The 19,083-nt window shown below is 68.0% G+C and carries 18 protein-coding genes; 12 read left to right on the forward strand and 6 right to left on the reverse strand.

Annotation, left to right across the window (positions count from 1 at the left end; genetic code table 11):
- Position 1: 1 nt before the first annotated feature.
- The 8 genes from BSZ40_RS03585 to BSZ40_RS03620 all read left to right on the forward strand — a co-directional run bounded on the left by BSZ40_RS03585 (position 2) and on the right by BSZ40_RS03620 (position 8,209).
- Entirely contained in the window at positions 2 to 1,108 is a 1,107-nt protein-coding gene (locus BSZ40_RS03585) for a PhoH family protein (protein WP_084542597.1), read from the forward strand.
- On the forward strand, positions 1,109 to 1,561 hold the full coding sequence (ybeY, locus tag BSZ40_RS03590) for an rRNA maturation RNase YbeY (protein WP_073823426.1): 453 nt from the start codon (positions 1,109 to 1,111) through the stop codon (positions 1,559 to 1,561). It abuts the gene before it with no gap.
- Positions 1,558 to 2,835: a hemolysin family protein gene (locus BSZ40_RS03595; RefSeq protein WP_073823429.1), complete on the forward strand. Its 1,278-nt coding sequence runs from the start codon at positions 1,558 to 1,560 to the stop codon at positions 2,833 to 2,835. Before ybeY ends, BSZ40_RS03595 begins: the two co-directional genes overlap by 4 nt.
- The gene (era, locus tag BSZ40_RS03600; protein ID WP_073823431.1) at positions 2,819 to 3,823 is read left to right on the forward strand and encodes a GTPase Era; all 1,005 of its coding nucleotides are present in this window, start codon (positions 2,819 to 2,821) and stop codon (positions 3,821 to 3,823) included. The genes BSZ40_RS03595 and era overlap by 17 nt, the downstream gene beginning before the upstream one ends.
- A 171-nt stretch (positions 3,824 to 3,994) precedes the next feature.
- A complete protein-coding gene (gene leuA / locus BSZ40_RS03605; protein ID WP_073823433.1) occupies positions 3,995 to 5,749 on the forward strand; it encodes a 2-isopropylmalate synthase in 1,755 nt (584 codons plus the stop codon).
- A gap of 33 nt (positions 5,750 to 5,782) precedes the next feature.
- On the forward strand, positions 5,783 to 6,628 hold the full coding sequence (locus BSZ40_RS03610) for a methyltransferase domain-containing protein (RefSeq protein ID WP_073823435.1): 846 nt from the start codon (positions 5,783 to 5,785) through the stop codon (positions 6,626 to 6,628).
- A 73-nt stretch (positions 6,629 to 6,701) separates the two neighbouring features.
- Positions 6,702 to 7,436, forward strand: coding sequence for a DNA repair protein RecO (recO, locus tag BSZ40_RS03615; protein ID WP_073823437.1), 735 nt, complete (start codon positions 6,702 to 6,704; stop codon positions 7,434 to 7,436).
- Positions 7,433 to 8,209, forward strand: coding sequence for an isoprenyl transferase (locus BSZ40_RS03620; RefSeq protein ID WP_073823439.1), 777 nt, complete (start codon positions 7,433 to 7,435; stop codon positions 8,207 to 8,209). Before recO ends, BSZ40_RS03620 begins: the two co-directional genes overlap by 4 nt.
- Before the next feature lie 26 nt (positions 8,210 to 8,235).
- Here BSZ40_RS03620 and BSZ40_RS03625 read toward each other — a convergent pair whose 3' ends face one another.
- The 5 genes from BSZ40_RS03625 to BSZ40_RS03645 are packed head-to-tail and all read right to left on the reverse strand — an operon-like array spanning position 8,236 to position 11,891.
- Entirely contained in the window at positions 8,236 to 8,754 is a 519-nt protein-coding gene (locus BSZ40_RS03625; RefSeq protein ID WP_073823441.1) for an SNARE-associated domain-containing protein, read from the reverse strand.
- Positions 8,754 to 9,164 carry a Fur family transcriptional regulator gene (locus BSZ40_RS03630; protein WP_073823443.1) on the reverse strand — a complete coding sequence of 137 codons (411 nt, stop codon included), beginning with the start codon at positions 9,162 to 9,164 and terminating at the stop codon, positions 8,754 to 8,756. Before BSZ40_RS03630 ends, BSZ40_RS03625 begins: the two co-directional genes overlap by 1 nt.
- A 20-nt stretch (positions 9,165 to 9,184) precedes the next feature.
- Positions 9,185 to 10,111 carry a metal ABC transporter permease gene (locus tag BSZ40_RS03635; RefSeq protein WP_084542599.1) on the reverse strand — a complete coding sequence of 309 codons (927 nt, stop codon included), beginning with the start codon at positions 10,109 to 10,111 and terminating at the stop codon, positions 9,185 to 9,187.
- Positions 10,102 to 10,845 carry a metal ABC transporter ATP-binding protein gene (locus BSZ40_RS03640; RefSeq protein WP_073823445.1) on the reverse strand — a complete coding sequence of 248 codons (744 nt, stop codon included), beginning with the start codon at positions 10,843 to 10,845 and terminating at the stop codon, positions 10,102 to 10,104. The genes BSZ40_RS03635 and BSZ40_RS03640 overlap by 10 nt, the downstream gene beginning before the upstream one ends.
- Positions 10,845 to 11,891 (reverse strand): metal ABC transporter substrate-binding protein, encoded by a 1,047-nt coding sequence (locus BSZ40_RS03645; RefSeq protein WP_084542600.1) that lies wholly within the window; start codon positions 11,889 to 11,891, stop codon positions 10,845 to 10,847. The genes BSZ40_RS03640 and BSZ40_RS03645 overlap by 1 nt, the downstream gene beginning before the upstream one ends.
- 157 nt (positions 11,892 to 12,048) lie before the next feature.
- On the opposite strand from BSZ40_RS03645, the gene glnA reads away from it, so the two are divergent.
- From glnA to dusB, 3 genes are all read left to right on the forward strand, one after another.
- Positions 12,049 to 13,473 (forward strand): type I glutamate--ammonia ligase, encoded by a 1,425-nt coding sequence (gene glnA / locus BSZ40_RS03650; protein ID WP_073823447.1) that lies wholly within the window; start codon positions 12,049 to 12,051, stop codon positions 13,471 to 13,473.
- Positions 13,474 to 13,619: 146 nt separating this feature from the next.
- Positions 13,620 to 15,002 (forward strand): glycine--tRNA ligase, encoded by a 1,383-nt coding sequence (locus tag BSZ40_RS03655; RefSeq protein WP_073823449.1) that lies wholly within the window; start codon positions 13,620 to 13,622, stop codon positions 15,000 to 15,002.
- A 120-nt stretch (positions 15,003 to 15,122) separates the two neighbouring features.
- Entirely contained in the window at positions 15,123 to 16,331 is a 1,209-nt protein-coding gene (gene dusB / locus BSZ40_RS03660; protein WP_073823451.1) for a tRNA dihydrouridine synthase DusB, read from the forward strand.
- A gap of 7 nt (positions 16,332 to 16,338) precedes the next feature.
- Here dusB and BSZ40_RS03665 read toward each other — a convergent pair whose 3' ends face one another.
- Positions 16,339 to 17,364 carry a LacI family DNA-binding transcriptional regulator gene (locus BSZ40_RS03665; RefSeq protein WP_222842743.1) on the reverse strand — a complete coding sequence of 342 codons (1,026 nt, stop codon included), beginning with the start codon at positions 17,362 to 17,364 and terminating at the stop codon, positions 16,339 to 16,341.
- Between the two features lie 349 nt (positions 17,365 to 17,713).
- Here BSZ40_RS03665 and BSZ40_RS03670 point away from each other — a divergent pair, with 349 nt between their 5' ends.
- Complete coding sequence (locus tag BSZ40_RS03670) at positions 17,714 to 19,030, forward strand: ABC transporter substrate-binding protein (protein ID WP_073823453.1); 1,317 nt, start codon at positions 17,714 to 17,716, stop codon at positions 19,028 to 19,030.
- The last annotated feature ends 53 nt before the right edge of the window (positions 19,031 to 19,083 follow it).

Raw genomic sequence — 19,083 nt, forward strand, 5'->3', positions numbered from 1 at the left:
TATGAATAATCCCGCGAACCCCGGTGCCGCCCTCGGGGCGGCCATTCCCGGCCCGGCCGCCCACGCCCACGAGCTGCCCACCCCACCGGTGACTCGCAGCATCGAGGTCCCCAGCGACGTCGATCCCCTGGCGCTGTTCGGCACCCGCGATGAGGTGCTGCGGGCCATCGAACAGGGATTCAACCGGTTGACGGTCTTCGCCCGCGGCACGGAACTGAAGTTCACGGGCCCGGCTAGTGACGTTGCGCTCGCCTGCGACCTGGTGGGGGAGCTGATCGAGCTGGCGCGGGCCGGGCAGATGCTCACCCCGGAGGCCGTGGCCCGGGCTGCCTCGCTGTTGACGGCGCACGCCAAAGACCGGCCCGCCTCCGTGCTGGGCCAGGACATTGTCTCGGTGCGCGGGAAGACGATCCGCCCCAAGACCCTGGGGCAGAAACAGTACGTCGACGCGATCGACGACAACACCGTCGTCTTCGGTATCGGTCCCGCCGGGACCGGCAAGACCTACCTGGCGATGGCTAAGGCCGTGCACGCCCTGCAGGCGGGGCAGGTGCGGCGCATCGTCCTGACCCGTCCCGCCGTCGAGGCCGGGGAAAATCTCGGCTACCTGCCCGGCACCCTGACCGACAAGATCGATCCCTACCTGCGGCCCCTGTACGACGCTCTGCACGAGATGATGGATCCGGCCCAGATCCCTAAACTCATGGCGGCCGGCACCATCGAAGTCGCGCCCCTGGCTTATATGCGCGGCCGCACCTTGAACGATGCCTTCATCATCTTGGACGAGGCCCAAAACACCACGGCCGCCCAGATGAAGATGTTCCTCACCCGCCTGGGCTTCAACTCGCGCGTCGTGGTCACCGGGGACGTCTCGCAGATTGACCTGCCGGGCGGGCAAAAGTCCGGGCTGCGGGTGGTGCAGGAGATCCTGCCGGGCATCGACGGCATCGCGTTTTGCACCCTGACCAGCGCCGACGTGGTGCGCCACCAGCTGGTCGGGGAGATCATTGACGCCTACGAAAGATACGACGCCCGGCAAGTTGCGGCCGACGCGCGCGGGCGGGATGAACGGTGGCGGGACCAGCACCGCGGACGCAGGGAGCGATAGATGAGCATCGAAGTCAACAACGAAACCGACTACGAGATCGACCCGGCCGAGTTCGCGGACCTCGCCCGCTACGTGCTGACGGCCCTCCACGTCAGCCCGCAGGCGGAACTATCGATTCTGCTGGTCGATCCCGAACCGATGGAGGTGCTGCACGAGCGGTGGCTGGACCTGCCCGGCCCCACCGATGTCATGAGTTTCCCCATGGACGAGCTGCGCCCCGGCAGCCCCGACGCGCCGACCCCCGCGGGGGTGCTCGGCGATATCGTGCTGTGTCCGCAGGTGGCCCGCGCGCAGGCACGGGCCGCGGGGCACTCCACCGTGGAGGAGCTGCTGCTGCTGACCACGCACGGCATCTTGCACCTACTGGGCTTTGATCACGTAGAAGCCGAGGAGGAGAAGGTCATGTTTGACCTGCAGCGCAAACTGTTGCTGACCTTCCTCGCGCACCGGTGAGCCTCGACCCCGCCCCCCTGCTGTTTGGAGCCGCCGCCCTGCTTTCGGGGCTGGCGGGTCTGTACAGCGCCGCCGACGTGGCCGTCGATCGCCTGACCCGCGCCCAGCTAGCCGAGGCGGAGACCAACGGGGAGCGCGGCACCGCCCGGCTGGTGGAGTTCGTGGAGCAGCGGGCCGTCGCCTTGGCTGGGGTGGCGGGCGCCCGCTACCTGTGCGAAACGGTCGGCGCGGTGGCCCTCGCCCTGGCCTTTGGACGGGTGCTGGACGAGTGGTGGCTGGCCGGGCTGGCCACTTTCGCGGTGCTCATCCTGCTGGCAGCCCTCTTCAGCCTCATCGGGGTCACCCGGTGGGGACGCCGCCACCCGGTGGCGGTGGCGCGGCGGCTCCGGCTCGCCATCGCGGTGCCCATGCGCTTTGTCACCGTGTCCGCCATGCGGCTGGAGAAGTTCTCCCCACCCGCCACCACCGACGTCGAGGCGCGGGAAGAGATTGCCGACGACCTCCGCGAGCTGGTCGACCGGGTGGGGGAAGCCGAGGGTTTTGCGGAGGAAGACCGCCAGATGCTGCGGGGGGTGTTCGAACTCGGGCAAACCCTGGCCCACGAGGTCATGGTGCCGCGTCCCGACATGGTCAGCGTGGAGAGCGAGACCTCGCTGACCGAGGCCCTGGGCGTCTTCGTGCGCTCGGGTTTCTCGCGCCTGCCGATGGTGGATGCGGCCGCCGACGTCGTCGGCCTGGTCTACTTCAAAGATCTGGTCCACCACCTGCACTACCACCCCGAGGCGCATGCGCGGCCGGTGCGGGACATTGCCCGTACTCCCTTCTTCGTGCCCGAGTTTGTGCCCGCTGATGACCTGCTGCGCCAGATGCAGGCCAATGCCCGGCACGCCGCCGTCTTGGTCGACGAGTACGGGGGTGTGGCCGGGCTGGTAACCATTGAGGACCTGCTGGAAGAACTCGTCGGCGAGCTGACCGACGAGCACGACCGCGCCGAACCCGAGGTGGAAGACTTGGGGGCGGGTACCTGGCGGGTGCCCGCCCGCCTGCCGATCGACGAGCTGGGGGAGTTGTTCGGTCTGGACATCGACGACGACGACGTCGAGACCGCCGGCGGACTGCTGACGAAGGCACTGGGGCGCCTGCCCTTGGCCGGGGACCGGGCGTGTGCCCTCGGGGTGTGCCTAGAGGCCGAGGCGCTCGGCGGGCGCCGTCACCAACTAGTCTCCCTATTGGCCACCCGCGACGAGGAGGAAGATGATGCGGTTTCCGTCTGATGATGAGCTGATGGCGGGGCCCAATGCGTTCGCTGACGAGGCCTACGTCGACCTGGCCGACTTAGCTACCGAGCGCCTGGCCCAGTACGGCGAGAACTACCGCGCCGGCTTCGTGTCCCTGGTGGGCCGCCCCAACGCGGGCAAGTCGACGCTCACCAACGCGCTGGTGGGGCAGAAGGTGGCCATCACCTCCATGCGTCCCCAGACCACGCGCCACACCATTCGCGGTATCGTTCACCGCCCCGACGCCCAGCTCGTGCTGGTTGACACGCCGGGGATTCACCGGCCCCGCAACCTGCTGGGCAAGCGGCTGAACAGCCTGGTCAAGGAGACAATGGCCGAGGTGGACGTCGTCGTCATGTGCATTCCCGCCGACGAGAAGATCGGCCCGGGGGACCGCTACATCGCCGCCGAGATTTCCCACCTGCGTGCCACGAAGGTGGCCGCGGTCACCAAGAGCGAGAAGGTCTCTCGCGAGGCGTTGCTGGCCCAGTTGCTGGCGGTGCAGGAGCTGGGGATCTTCGACGAGATCATTCCCGTCTCGGCGCTGGCGGGGCGGCAGATTGATGACCTAGCGGACCTGCTGGCCCGCCTGGTGCCCCTCAGCCCGCCGCTTTACCCGGCCGACTCGGTCACCGACGAGACCGATGACAAGCGCATCGCCGAGCTGGTGCGGGAGGCGGCCCTGGAGGGGGTACGGGACGAGCTGCCCCATTCGCTGGCGGTGACCGTCGACGAGATCATTGAGCGAGAGGGCACCGGGGGCAAGCCCGGGGTGCTGGCGGTGCACATTTCCATCCATGTGGAACGCGATTCCCAAAAGGCCATTGTCATCGGCAAGGGTGGGGCGCGCCTGCGAGAGGTGGGCACCGCGGCCCGGCGGGAAATTGAGGCGTTGCTGGGGCGCCGCATCTACCTGGACCTGCACGTGCGCACCGCCAAGGACTGGCAGCGCGACCCTAAGCAGCTCGGCAAACTCGGTTTCTAGGCCGCCGGTGTCACATAGTGAAATGTGACGAAGCTCAGGGTGGGGCGCGCTACACTGCCCGACATGGCACGGCTGCTCCTTACCGGCCGCGTCGGGGTCTGACGGTTCGGCTCCCCGACGCGGGTTTGCGTTGTCCGAACTCCTCAGATCCCACCGCCTCAGGGAGAGCCCATGAAGACCGCCGCCCGTCCCGCCCCGCAAAATCCCTCCGGCATGCCGTACCGCAAGTACCGGCCCTTCCTGGATACCAATCCGGTTGATCTGCCGGACCGGACCTGGCCCACCAAGCGCCTGACGCGGGCGCCCCGCTGGCTCAGCACCGACCTGCGGGACGGAAACCAGTCCCTGATGGAACCGATGGATCCGGCCCGCAAGCGGCAGATGTTCGACATGCTGGTGCGGCTGGGGTTCAAGGAGATCGAGATCGGTTTCCCGGCCGCTTCCCAAACGGACTACGACTTCGTGCGGGACCTCATCACGACCGGGGCGGTCCCACCGGATGTGACCATCTCCGTTCTCACGCAGGCCCGTCCCGACCTCATTCACCGCACCGTGGAGGCGCTGATCGGCTGTCCGCGCGCCACGGTCCACCTGTACAACGCCACCGCGCCCCTCTTTCGCGACGTGGTCTTCCGGATGAGCCCTAGCCAGGTCATCGACCTGGCCGTGGCCGGGACCCGCGAGGTGATGGCCCACGCCGAGAAGGTTCTCGGCGAGGAGACGCTCTTCGGCTACGAGTACTCGCCTGAGATCTTCGTCGACACCGAGCGAGACTACGCCTTGGAGGTGTGCGAGCACGTCCTGGCCACGTGGCAGCCCGACCCCCAGCGCGAGATCATCCTGAACCTGCCCGCCACCGTTGAGCGGGCCACCCCCAACGTGTATGCCGACCAGATCGAGTGGTTCTCCCGCTCCATCTCCCACCGGCAGCACGTCTGCCTGTCCATCCACCCGCATAACGACCGCGGCACCGGGGTAGCCAGCGCCGAGCTGGCGCTGCTGGCCGGGGCCGATCGGGTGGAGGGCTGCCTGTTTGGGCACGGGGAACGCACCGGCAATGTCGACCTGACCACCCTGGCGCTCAACCTGTTCAGCCAGGGCATCGACCCGCAGCTCGACCTGTCGGATATCGATGCGGTGCGCCGCACCGTCGTGCACTGCACCCAGATGGACGTGCCCGAGCGCCACCCCTACGTCGGCGACCTCGTCTACACCTCGTTTTCTGGCTCCCACCAGGACGCCATCAAGAAGGGCTTCGAGGCGCGCGCCGCGGCCGTGGCGCAGGCGGGCGGCGACGAGCTGGCGGTGCCGTGGGCGCTGCCGTACCTCCCGATCGACCCGCACGACGTCGGCCGCAGCTACGACGCGGTGGTGCGGGTCAACTCCCAGTCCGGCAAGGGCGGGGTGGCTTACCTGCTGAAGACCGTGCACCACATGGATCTGCCGCGCCGCCTGCAGATCGAGTTCTCCCGCATCGTGCAGCAGCACACGGAGGCCAGTGGCGGGGAGATCGATGCGGCAAGCCTGTGGCGCCTGTTCGTCGACGAGTACCTGCCCTACGACCTGGCTGACGACCTGCAACCGTGGGGCCGCTACCACCTGCAGTCCTCGTCGTCCTCCAGTCCGCGCGGGGCCGACACCCACGTGGAGACCACGATCACGGATGCTGGGCAGCCCGTAGTGTTGCGCGCGGCCAGCAGCGGGCCGCTGGCCGCCTTCATCAACGCGTTGGAGCAGGTGGGGGTGCACTTGACGGTGCGCGACTTCGCGCAGCACGCCCTCGGCTCGGGCCGGGAGGCGCAGGCCGCGGCCTACATCGAGGTGGAGGTCGACGGTCAGGTACTGTGGGGCGTCGGCATCGACACCTCCATCATGACCGCCTCGTTTAGGGCGGTTATCTCCGCCGTCAACCGAGCGGTGCGGTAGCGCGAGGCAACTGCCGCGGATAAGGAGCGCAGGGTGGAAACGTCGAGCGGGCAGGCCGACTGGTTTGCCGATAATCAGCGCAATTGGGACGATCGTGCCGATCTGCACATGGCCGGGGGCTACCAGGGGGTGGAGGAACTGGTGGCGGACCGGGACGCCATCAGCGCGGAGCTGGCGCCGGACATGCACCGGTTCGGGGACCTGACGGGCAAACATGTGCTGCATCTGCAGTGCCACGTGGGCACCGACACCATCGGTTTCGCCCGGCGGGGCGCGGGGCGCGTGGTGGGGCTCGACCTTTCCCCCAACTCGCTGGTTCACGCCCGCAGGCTGGCCGCCCGCGCGGCCGTCGACATCGAGTTTGTGCAGGCCAACGTCTACGACGCGCGCACGGCGGTGACGGGCGACTTCGACCTGGTCTACACCTCGCTGGGCGTGTTGTGCTGGCTGCCCGACATCGCCCGGTGGGCCCGCGTGGTGGCCTCCCTCTTGCGGCCCGGCGGGCTGTTCTTCATTCGGGACGACCACCCGATGTTCCTGGCCGTGGGCGACGACACGAGCACCGGCCTGCAACTCGCCTACCCCTATTTCGAGACTCCGCTGCCCGTCTCGGCGGACAGCGCGGGCAGCTACGTCTCGGCTCCCGACGCTCCTGTTATCGCCCATACGCGCAGCCACCAGTGGAACCACGGGCTGGGCGAGATCATCACCGCCCTGATCAAGGCGGGGCTGACGATCACGGCCGTGGAGGAGTTCACCTCCGCCGCCTGGTGCCGGTGGCCGGAGCTCATGCAACAACTGCCGGACGGGACGTGGGCCCTGACGCAGGCTCCCGAACGGTTGCCGCTGCAGTTTGCGATCACCGCGCGCAAGCAGTGAGAAAGTCGAGCCTGCCCGCGGCGCCCGCCCGGGCAACGCAGGTGAGCAGGGCGGCCTGTGGGACACTGGGGGCGTGACGAGCAGGCTGTACCGAGACGAGGCGGTGGTGTTGCGTACCCACCCGCTCGGCGAAGCCGACCGCATCGTCACGCTGCTGACCCGGGGCCGTGGCCAGGTGCGGGCGGTGGCCAAGGGGGTGCGGCGCACCAGCTCCCGGTTCGGGGCGCGCCTGGAGCCCTTCGGCGTCGTCGACGTGCAGCTGCACCGGGGCCGCACCCTGGACGTCCTCACCCAGGCCGAGACCATCGCACCGTATGGCCGGACGCTCATGGCGGACTATTCGCTCTACACGTGCGCCGCGGTCATTGCCGAGACGGCCGCCCAGTTGACAGCGGACGCCGAGCACGCGCACGTTGAGTACGCCCTCGTGATCGGGGCCCTGGCCTCCTTGGCCACGGGTCGTCATCCCGCCGGGCTGGTGGTCGATTCCTTCCTGTTGCGTTCCCTGGCGGTGGCCGGGTGGGCGCCGAGTTTCCATGCCTGCGCCCGGTGTGCCCGCCCCGGTCCGCACGCCGCCTTCGATACCCCCAGCGGGGGAGCGGTGTGCGAAGACTGCCGCCCGCCGGGTGCCAGCGCCCCCCAGCCGCGCACCCTGCAGCTGCTCGGCGAACTCCTGTCGGGCGACTGGCCGGGGGCGGTGACCGCCTCGCCTGCCGTGCGGGCGGAGGCTTCCGCCTTGACCGCCGCCTACTGTCAATGGCACCTGGAGCGGCGCCTGAAATCTCTGCCACTTGTGGAGCGAGCATGAAGTATCAAGATCCACCCCCGCACCCCTCCGGCGCGCGTGCCCCCGCGCTCGCCCGCGAGTTTGTGCCGCGGCACGTGGCCATCGTGATGGACGGCAACGGGAGGTGGGCCAACGAGCGGGGCCTGCCCCGCACCGAGGGGCACAAGGCGGGGGAGGCCGCGCTGCTGGATGTGGTGGCTGGTGCCATAGAGCTGGGCATCACCCACGTCAGCGCGTACGCCTTCTCCACCGAGAACTGGAAACGTTCGCCCGCCGAGGTCAAGTTCCTGCTTGGTTTCAATCGGGATGTCATCCGTCGTCGCCGCGACATCATGCACGCCTGGGGGGTGCGAGTGCGGTGGGCCGGGCGGCGCCCCCGCCTGTGGGGCAGTGTCATCAAGGAGCTGGAGGCCGCCGAGGAACTGACCGCCGCCAATGACCGCCTGACCCTGACCATGTGCGTCAACTATGGAGGACGGGCCGAGATCGCCGACGCGGCGGCGGCCCTTATCGCCGACGTCCACGCCGGGCGGGTCAAGGGCTCGCGCGTCACCGAGGAACTGCTGGCCAAGTACCTAGACGAACCCGACCTGCCGGACGTGGACATGTTCTGGCGCACGGGTGGGGAGAAACGCATCTCCAACTTCTTGCTGTGGCAGTCGGCCTACGCCGAGCTGGTCTTCACCGACGAGGCCTGGCCGGAGGTGGATCGGCGCCACCTGTGGCGAGCGGTTGAGCGTTACGCCCGCCGCGACCGCCGCTTCGGAGGGGCCTTGGACCGGGTCAGCCAATAGCGACATCGGGCGGGCCGAGCAGCAGGCTAGGGCAGCTTACGCGCCTGCGCAGCGCGGGCGCGGGCGCGGCGCCGGGACCAAACCACGGTCGCCACCGCCACCGCCACACCCCCGGCCAGGGCCGCGATGCCCCACCAGGATCCGGCGGCGGCCGCCAGGGCCGCCTGCCAAGCGGCTAACCCGATGGTGGCGTAGATGACGGCCCACGCTGGGCACCCCGGGAGCATCGCCAGGGTGTAGCGCAGCCACGGCATGCGCAGCACCCCCGCCCCCGCGTTCACCACCGTCTGGAAGCCGACGGTGAGAAACGACAGCGGGATGACCACCCATCCCACCCGCTCGATGGCGGTCACCCCGCGGGCCTGATTGGCCTGCACCCAGTCGTAGGCCCGCCTTCGCCAACCCGCCGCGGGTAGGCGGGCCGCCAGGGCGGCACCACTGACCCACCGGGCCACCCAGTAGGTGCCCTGGGCGCGGCAAAACACCACGCCGGTCAGGAAAGCCACCAGCAGCGGGAAGGGGCCATTGGCGATGAAGCTGGGCATTAGGAGTCGGCCGCTTCTTCGGCGTCGGCGGCGGCCCGGGCGTAGCAGGCATTGCAGGTGCCCAGCAGCTCCAAGGTGTGGGAGACGTTGACGAAGCCGTGCTCGCGACCGACCGCGTCCAGCCACTGCTCGATCGGGTTGCCCGCCAGTTCGACGGTGTGCCCGCACAGGCGGCACACCAGGTGATGGTGGTGCGACTCCAGGGTGCACAACCGGTACAGGGCCTCACCGTCCTCGGCGCGCAGCACGTCCACGGCGCCCTCCGCCGCCAGCTTATTGATGGTGCGGTAGACGGTGGCGAGGCCGGTGGACGAACCGGCCGCCCGCAGCGCCTCGTGCAACTGCTGGGCGGAGCGGAAATCCGCCGAGGCCTCCAACAATTCGACGATTTCGGTGCGTTGGCGGGTCATACGTGCCACGGCGCCTCCTGTCAGTCTCCTTGGTGGGGGGAGATTTTCTCGCGACGGTCGGGTGAGGTTTCCAGCCCGCCGGGAATAATGCCGCCAGCGCGGCGGCGACGGCGCGCCGCCACCAGGGGAGCGAGCGCCGCGGTGATGGCGTAGAGAGCCACAGCGAGCACGACGATGGTAGCACCGGGCGAATAGTTCTTAACCGAGGTGATAAACAGGCCGCTGACGGTCACCAGCACCCCGATCGCCATGGCCAGGCCCATCGCGGAGCGAAACGAGCGGGCCACCAACTGGGCGATCGCCACGGGGACGATCATGAGGGCCGAAACCAGCAAGACCCCCACCACCCGCATGGCGACAGACACAGTGAGGGCCGAGACGACGGCCAAGAGTATGTTGAGCAGCGGCACGTTCAGCCCGGCTGCGCGGGCGTATTCCTCGTCGTGGGCGACCGTGAAAAGCTGGCCGCGCAGCCCCAACCCCACGCAGACGATGATGGCCGCCAGCGCCGCCGTCAGCCACACGTCGGTGCGTGAGACGGTGGCGATGGAACCAAACAGGTAACCCGTCAGATTGCCGGTGGTGCCCCCGGCGATGCCGATCAGCAACACGCCGCCGGCGATACCGCCGTAGAACAGCAGGGCCAGCGCGACATCGGCGGAGGTGCGGCCACGTGAGCGCACCCACTCGATGGTCAGCGCCCCGGCCACCGAGGCCAAGATAGCGCCGGGCACCGCGAGCGCGTCCTTCTCGGCCAGGTCGGCGCTGACGCCTGCCAACCAGCCGAGTGCCACGCCGGTGAGGGCGATGTGGCCAATGCCGTCCCCGAGGAGGGCGAGGCGCCGTTGCACCAGGTAGGTGCCGACGACGGGGGCACTTAGGCCCACGAGTATGGCGACGAGCAGGCCGCGCTGGAAGAGGGCGGAACCGAGCAGATCTAGAAACACGCATCCTCCTGGAGGCGGGGCAGCATTTCGACGCTGTGGATGTGTCCGCCCGCCAGGCGCACCGCCTGATCGATGAGCGGGCCGAGTTCTCCAGGTTCGTGCAGCACGCACAGGATCGCGGTGCCCCGCTGCCGCAGCCGGGTCAGGGTGGCCGCCAGGTTCTCGCGCGAGTGGGCGTCCATGCCGGTCAGGGGTTCGTCGAGCACCAGGAGCTGGGGCTGGCGCACCAGGGCGCGGGCCACCAGCACCCGCTGGGCTTGTCCGCCGGAGAAGATCGAGACGGGCTCGTGGGCCCGGTGGGCGAGGGCCACCTCGGTGAGGGCCGCCATGACCCGCTGGCGCTTTTCGGCCCGGCCAAGGCGGGCGAAAAGCGAGCGGGTGCGCAGCCCGCTGGCCACCACCTCGAAGGCGGTGGCGGGCAGGGCCGAGGGGGCAGTCTGGCGCTGGGGCACGTAACCGACCCGGTCCAGCGGGGAGCGGTTGGCGGCCAGGTCGGAACCGAAGAGTTCGACCCGGCCTTCCTGACAGGGCAGGATGCCGACGCAGGCCCGCGCCAGGGTGGACTTGCCTGAACCGTTGGCGCCCAGTAGGGCGACGAACTGGCCGGCCGCGACGGACAGGTCGATGCTGTGGAGGATGACGTTGCCCTCCAGGGCGACCGACACCCGGTGGGCAGCCAGGACCGCGGCCCGCCCTGCCTGCGGGGCGGGCGCGGAGAGGGAAGCGGCGGGCATTACTGGCAGCCCAGTCCGTCCCGCAGGGATTGCAGATTGGCCTGCATAACTGTCAGGTAGTCCTGGGCCGGATCAACCTGGGCTTCGAGCGGGTCGAGCACTCCAAGCTTTACCTGCAGCTCGTCGGCCAGGGTCTGCATGGTCTTATTGGTGCCCGGCTCGGCGAAGATGGTCTTAATGCCCTGGTCCTTTACCTGCTTGGACACCTCCTGCAGGCGCGCCACCGAGGTCTCGGCCTCCGGGTCGATACCGGCCACCCCGATGATTTGCAGGTCATAGGCGCGGGCCAGGTAGCTAAACGCCTCGTGGGCGGTGACCAGAGACCGCGACGAGCAAGTCTTGAGCCCGTCGTGGAAAGACTTGTCCAGGGCCTGCAGCTGCTCCATCAGCTGCTCGGCGTTGGCGTGGTACTGCTCGGCGTGGGCGGGGTCTGCCTCGGCCAGCACGTGCGATAACTCGTGGGCGGCCTCGGACATGATCGTTGGGTCGAGCCACACGTGGGGATCGAGGCCACCGTGGTCGTGGCCGTGGCCGTGGTCGTGGTTGTGGCCCTCGTGGTCGTGGTTGTGGCCCTCGTGGTCATGGTCGTGCCCCGTCTCGGTGGGGCGCGGGGTGGCGGTGGCGGCGTGCTCGTGGCCTTCGTCGCCCCCGTGGTCGTGGCCGTCGTCGGCCTGCAGGTTCGCCACGCTGGCAACATCCAGAACGTGGGCGGGCTTGACCTCCGCCACCGCGGTGTCCACGGACGGCTGGAAGCCCTTGATGTAGACGACGGCGTCGGCCTGCTCCAGGCCCGCGACGTCTGCCGGGGCGAGCTCTAGGTCGTGGGCCTCGGCCCCGGCCGGGGTGAGGGAGGTGACGGTCACTTGCTCCCCGCCGACCTGCTCGGCGAGGTAGACCAACGGGTAGAAGGAGGCGACTACCGTCAATTTGCCGTCTGCCCCCGCGGCGGGCGGGTTGGAGCTGGGCGCGGCGGGATCGGTGGTGGAGGAGCAGGCGGCGAGCGTCAACAGGGCCGCCCCGATGGTGGCAATGATCTTCCGTTTCATGAAAACGATTCTCAGCTGCGGGTTGGGTCGAGTCAAACGTGTTCGCTAACAAAGACACGCACCCGGCCCGTGTCAGCCAGCAAACGCGCCGGGCGGGGCCCGGGCGGGCCGCGTTAGGCTTACCCCGGCATTGCTGGCCCGACCCCGAAGGAACGTCATGTTCGCATCCCCTGCCGAAGCCTTAGCGTTCATCGAGGCGCAGGACATCCAATTCATCGATGTGCGCTTTTGCGATCTGCCGGGGGTGCAGCAGCATTTCACCATCCCGGTGGCGGAGTTTCGGGACTCTGCCCTAAACGACGGCCTCATGTTTGATGGCTCGTCAGTGCGGGGCTTCACCGCGATCCACGAGTCGGACATGAAATTGGTCGCCGACGTCTCCACCGCCTTCGTGGACCCCTTCCGCCTGGCCAAAACCCTGGTGATTAACTTCTCCATCGTTGATCCGTTTACGGACGCGCCGTTCTCCCGCGACCCGCGGCAGGTCGCAGTCAAAGCGGAGGCCTACCTGCGGTCCACCGGCATCGCGGACACCTGCTATGTGGGGGCCGAGGCCGAGTTCTACGTCTTCGACTCGGTGCGCTACGCCACCGCCCCGCAGGCGTCGTTCTACGAACTGGACTCGGATTCGGGCTTCTGGAACACCGGCCGGGCGGAACCGGGAGGCAACCTCGGCTACAAGACCCCCCAGAAGGGGGGCTACTTCCCGGTCACGCCCGCCGACAAGTACGCCGACCTGCGCGATGTCATGAGCCAGACCATGCAGGAGGTGGGATTGGTGGTCGAGCGGGCCCACCACGAGGTGGGGTCCGGCGGCCAGCAGGAGATTAACTACCGGTTTGCTTCCCTGCTGGCAGCCGCCGACGACATGCTGAAGTTCAAGTACGTCATCAAGAACGAGGCCGAGCGCTTCGGCAAGTCCGCCACGTTCATGCCCAAGCCCCTGTTCGGGGACAACGGCTCGGGCATGCACTGCCACTTCTCCCTGTGGAAGGACGGAACCCCCCTGTTCTTCGACGAGCGGGGCTACGGTTCGCTGTCTGATACCGCCCGCTACTTCATCGGCGGATTGCTGGAGCACGCCCCGGCGTTGCTGGCCTTCACCAACCCGTCGGTCAACTCCTACCGGCGGCTGGTGCCCGGCTTCGAGGCCCCCATCAACCTGGTGTACTCGGCTCGCAACCGCTCAGCCTGCATCCGCATCCCCGTCACCGGCACCTCCCCCAAGGCCAAGCGCGTGGAGTACCGGGTGCCGGACCCGTCGGCCAACCCGTACCTGGCGTTCTCGGCCTGCCTCATGGCCGGTCTCGACGGGATCCGCAACCGGATCGAGCCGCGCGAACCAATCGACAAGGACCTCTACGAGCTGCCGCCGGAGGACTACCGCGACATCGCTAAGCTGCCCCACAGCCTAGAAGCGGCGCTGGCGGCCCTGGAGGACGACAACGACTTCCTCACCGAGGGCGACGTCTTCACCACCGACCTCATCGACACGTGGCTGAAGTACAAGCACGACGCCGAGATCGCTCCGCTGCGGCAGTTCCCGCACCCGTACGAGTACGAGCTGTATTACGGCCTGTAACGCCGGGCCGTCGGGGGTACCGGCGGGCAGCGACGTTAGGCCGCTCACCTTGCCGCAACTAGGCCAGTTTTGCGCCGAAGCCCGGGGTAAGGTTGCGCCTTAGTGGCGCGCCACCCAGGTGTGCCGACGCACAAGGAGTGGTATTCATGGCCGAAGTCTCGAAGCTTGACGCCGTCATCAACCTCGCCAAGCGGCGGGGATTCGTTTACCCGTGTGGGGAAATCTACGGCGGCACCCGCTCGGCGTGGGACTACGGGCCGCTCGGGGTGGAGCTGAAGGAGAACATCAAGCGGCAGTGGTGGCGGGCGGTGGTGCAGGGCCGGGAGGACGTCGTCGGGCTCGACTCCTCGGTGATCCTGCCCCGGCAGGTGTGGGTGGCCTCCGGGCACGTCGGGGTCTTCTCCGATCCGTTGACCGAATGCACCAGCTGCCACAAGCGTTTCCGGGCGGACCAGCTGGAGGAGGAGTTCGAGGCCAAGAAGGGGCGCGCCCCGCAGGGGCTGGCGGAGATCGTCTGCACCAACTGCGGCACGCGCGGGCAGTGGACCGAGCCGCGGGACTTCAACATGATGCTGAAGACCTACCTCGGTCCGGTCGAAGACGAGTCTGGGTTGCACTACCTGCGGCCCGAGACCGCGCAGGGCATCTTCGTTAACTTTGCCAACGTCATGACCACGGCGCGTAAGCGTCCGCCGTTCGGCATTGGCCAGATCGGTAAGTCCTTCCGCAACGAGATCACCCCGGGTAACTTCATTTTCCGCACCCGCGAGTTCGAGCAGATGGAGCTGGAATTCTTCGTCGAGCCGGGCACGGACGAGGACTGGCACCAGCAGTGGATCGACGAGCGGACCCAGTGGTACGTCGACCTGGGCATCCCGCGCGCAGACCTGCGCCACTACGAGCACCCGCAGGAGAAGCTCTCGCACTACGCCAAGCGCACGGTCGACATCGAGTTCAAGTTCGGTTTTGCCGGCGGGGAGTGGGGCGAGCTGGAGGGCATCGCCAACCGCACCGACTTCGACCTGGGCACGCACATTGAGCACTCCGGCAAGGACCTGACCTACTTCGACCAGGCCAAGGGCGAGCGGTGGGTGCCGTACGTCATCGAGCCGTCGGCCGGGTTGACCCGCTCGCTCATGGCGTTCCTCATCGCCGCTTATCACGAGGACGAGGCCCCCAACGCCAAGGGCGGGGTGGACAAGCGAGTGGTGTTGAAGCTGGATCCGCGCCTGGCCCCCGTCAAGGTGGCGGTGCTGCCGCTGTCGCGTAACGCCGAGCTGTCGCCGATGGCCCGGCAGGTGGCGGCCCGGCTGCGCAAGTTGTGGAACGTGGAGTTCGACGACGCCGGCGCGGTCGGTCGCCGCTACCGGCGCCAGGACGAGATCGGCACACCATACTGCGTGACCGTGGACTTCGACTCGCTGCAAGACGACGCCGTGACGGTGCGGGAGCGGGACACCATGCAGCAGGAGCGAGTGCCGCTGGCGGAGCTGGAGTCCTACCTCGCGGCCCGGCTGGTGGGCTGCTAGCCCGGTCAGGCAGCACCGGGGCACGCGACCTGTTGGTCGCGTGCCCCGGTTGCTAGGGGTGGGAGCGGTGTGAGGTAGCTCCGGTGGCCTGCCGCGGTCCGGGTGTGGCAGGATGCGCCGGTGACTTTGCAGATCGGCCCCTTGCAGTTAGGTGTCCCGTTGGTGTTGGCCCCGATGGCGGGCGTGACCAACATGGCGTTTCGACGCCTGTGCCGCGAGCAGGCCCTGAGCGCTCTGCCGCCGGGGGGCCCGCTGCCCGCCCCCGGGGGTGGCACGACGGCGCCGGCCGGTTTGTTCGTCACCGAGATGGTTACCTCGCGGGCGCTGGTGGAACGCCACCCGGGCTCGCTGCGCATGACGGAGTCGGATCCCACCGAATTCGTGCGCTCGGTGCAGCTGTACGGGGTCGATCCGGCCACCATCGCGCGGGCGATCGACTTTCTGGTGCGGGAGGACCGCGCCGATCACATCGATTTGAACTTTGGCTGCCCGGTGCCGAAGGTCACGCGCAAGGGTGGAGGCAGCGCCCTGCCGTGGAAGCGCGATCTGTTTGCCGCGATCGTCACGCAGGCGGTGGCGGCGGCCGAGGCGGCCTCGCGTGGCCGCAGCCACCAGGTGCCGGTGACGGTCAAGATGCGCATGGGCATCGACGATACGCACCTGACCTACGTGGAGGCCGCCCAGACTGCGGAGCGGGCCGGGGTGGCGGCCGTCGCCCTGCACGCCCGCACTACCGAGCAGTACTACTCGGGAGCCGCCCGGTGGGAGCATGTGGCCCGGCTGGTGGAAGCGGTAAACATCCCGGTGCTGGGCAACGGAGACATTTTCGCGGGTGACGATGCCGCCCGCCTGCTGGCCGAATCCGGGTGCGCCGGGGTGGTAGTAGGGCGGGGCTGCCAGGGGCGCCCGTGGCTCTTTGCCGACCTGGTATACGCCTTGACGGGCAGCGAGCAACGCATGCGCCCGCACCTGCGGGACGTGGCGGCGATGATCGTGCGGCACGCCGAGCTGCTGATCCCAGAGTTCCGGTCGGAAGAAAAGGCGATGCGGGAGATGCGCAAGCACATCGGCTGGTACTTGAAAGGCTTCGCGGTTGGGGGACCGCAGCGGCGTGACCTGCAACTGGTCTCCACGCTGGCGGAGCTGCGCCAGCGCCTAGCGGCACTCGAGCTGGACCAGGTTTTCCCGCCGGGGGCCGAGGGGCCGCGGGGGCGGGCGGGGACCGCCAAGACCCCGCACCTGCCGCACGGCTGGTTGGCCTCGCGGGAGCTGGCGGCGACGGACAGGCAACTGCTGCTGGGCGCCGAGGTAGATACCTCGGGCGGCTAGCGGACGGCTAGGCGGCCAGGGGTGGCGGGGCGGTCGAGCCACGGACCACCAGCTCCGTGGGCAGGACGAGGCGGCGAGTGCCGTCGGCCAGGCCGTGCTTGACCTGTTCCAGGATGAGGCCGACCATCGCGCTGCCGGCGGCATGGAAGTCTTGGCGCACGGTGGTCAAGGGTGGGGTGGTGAACTCGGCCAGCTCGATGCCGTCGAACCCTACTACTGACACATCGGCGGGGACGCGTTTGCCGTGCTCGGCCAGGGCCCGCATCACCCCGATCGCCACCTCGTCGTTGGCGCAAAATACGGCGGTGACGGTGGGGTCGGCAGCCAGTTGGTGTCCGGCGGCGTAGCCGGCGTGGGCGCTCCAGTCGCCGTCGATGGGGGCGGGCGGGGTGATGCCGGCCGCCTGCAAGGTTTCGGCCCAGGCCGCCTCGCGTGCCAGGGCCGATTGGGAATCGCGGGGCCCGGTGACGTGATGGACGGTGCGGTGGCCGAGAGACAACAGATGGGTGATCGCGGCGCGCACGCCCCCCACCTGGTCAGCTGAGGCGCTCGGGTGCAGCCCGACGAGGGTGGAGTCGGAGACCGCGATAGGCATGCCCGCGGGCAGCGCCAGGTGTTCGGGGGAGGCGGTACCGGCCTGCACGATGACTAACCCGTCGATGGCCTGGTGCGACAGGCGGGCTACGGCACCGGAGACGTCGTCGACCTCCGGGTGTTCCACCTGAATGGTGCATACCGAATACCCGGCGTTGGAGGCCGCCTCGATGACGCCCCCGGCGGTCAAGGTTTCCCCGGTGCGTTGGATCTGTTGGGTGAGCATGCCAATGAGGCGGAAATGGCCGGAGCGCAGGGCCCGGGCGGCCCGGTTGGGGGAGTATCCCAGCTCGGCCATGGCGCGCTGGACGCGGGCCCGGGTGGTGGGGGAGACGTGGCGGGAGGCGTTGGCTACGCGCGAGACCGTTTGGGCGGAAACGCCCGCCAGTTGCGCGACGTCGGCTATCGACGGGGCGCTCAGGGCCCGAGGTTTGCTCATGTCTCGAGGCTAGTCGGCGCGCGGGAGCCCTGCCACGCTGCCGCGCGCGGGAAGACGATTGCCAACGAGCAAGCGAAACGATCTGCGCGTAACCGGCACTAAATGAGAGGAACAGTAAGTGGGGCTTGGCAACGATGCCATCGTTGCAACTGTGGGCAGGGGGAGGTAGATCGTTATCTAACTGTGACGCCTGAAGTGACCCTCTGGAAGACCGCATTCACTACCTTGTTAACGTCACCATGTGGCCTGCATCACGACGGTGTGGCGCCCAACCGACGGGGAGTGACGCGAAGTGGCTGGGACGCCACTGGGCGGCACCGCCCCACCAACGCGATAAGGAGTCTCGAAGATGAGTACCCGCTGGAGCAAAGCCGCGCTCGCCCTGGCCCTGCCCCTGTCTCTCGCCCTGACCGCTTGCGGCGGCTCCGGTGGCGACCAGCAGGGGGGCGGCGACGGCGGTGGCAAGGGTGGCGACGCCAACACCCTGACCGTGTGGACGTGGGACCCGGCTTTCAACATCTATGCCATGCAGGAAGCCGAGAAGATCTATCAAAAGGATCACCCCGACTTCAAACTGGAAATCAAGGAAGTCCCGTGGGACGACGTGCAGGCCAAGCTCACCACGTTGGCCCAGTCGCAGCAATACGATGAGTTGCCAGACATCTTCCTGATGCAGAACAACGCCTTCCAGAAGAACGTCATCAACTACCCCGATGTCTTTGCGGACATGAAGGACGCTGGCATCGACTACTCCCAGTTCCCGCAATCGATCGTCGACTACTCGACCGTGGATGGCGTCAACTACGGGGTGCCCTTCGACTCGGGAACCGCCATTACCGCTTTGCGTACCGACATGCTGGAGCAAGCGGGTTTCACCATCAAGGACTTCACGGACATCACCTGGGATGAGTTCATCGAGAAGGGCAAGGTCGTCAAAGAAAAGACGGGCAAGCCCATGTTTGCTACCACCACCGGCACCTCGGACACCATCATGATGATGTTGCAGAGCGCGGGCGGCAGCCTCTTCGACGACAAGGGCAATCCCACCATCGCCAAGAACGAGATCCTTCTGAAAGCAGCCGACGTCTATAAGCGCCTTGCGGACAGTGGTGTGATGATGCAGGTCAACTCGTGGGACGAGCTGGTTTCCTCCTTCGTCAACGAAGGGGCCGTGGGCACCATTAACGGCGTGTGGATCTCCGGCTCGATTCAAACGGCCAAGGACCAGTCCGGCAAGTGGGCTGTCACCAACGTGCCGTCCTTGCCGGGAGTGGAAGGGGCCACCAACTACACCGCCAACGGGGGTTCGTCGTGGGCCATCAGCTCCACCGCCAACGTTGAACTGGCGCAGGACTTCCTGAAGAGCACCTTCGCTGGCTCGTCCGAGCTCTACGACACCATCCTGCCGACCTCGGGAGCGGTGGCCAACTGGATCCCGGCCGGACAGTCCAAGGTCTACCTGGAACCGCAGGAGTTCTTCGGGGGCCAGGCGATCTACGCCGACGTGGTGAAGTACGGCGAGAAGGTTCCCTCCAACAACACCGGCGTCTACTACTACGAGGGCCGGGATGCGGTCTCGGCGGCGCTGACCAAGATCATCAACGGAGAAGATCCGGCTAAGGCCTTCGAGGAGGCGCAAGCCACCGTCGAGTTCGCCATGAAGTAAGCCGCGGGAGGGCGGGGCTTTGCCCCGCCCTCCACTGGCAGTATCCGTAAAGG

Source organism: Buchananella hordeovulneris, assembly GCF_001907235.1.
In the GTDB taxonomy this organism is placed as follows: Bacteria; Actinomycetota; Actinomycetes; order Actinomycetales; family Actinomycetaceae; genus Buchananella; species Buchananella hordeovulneris.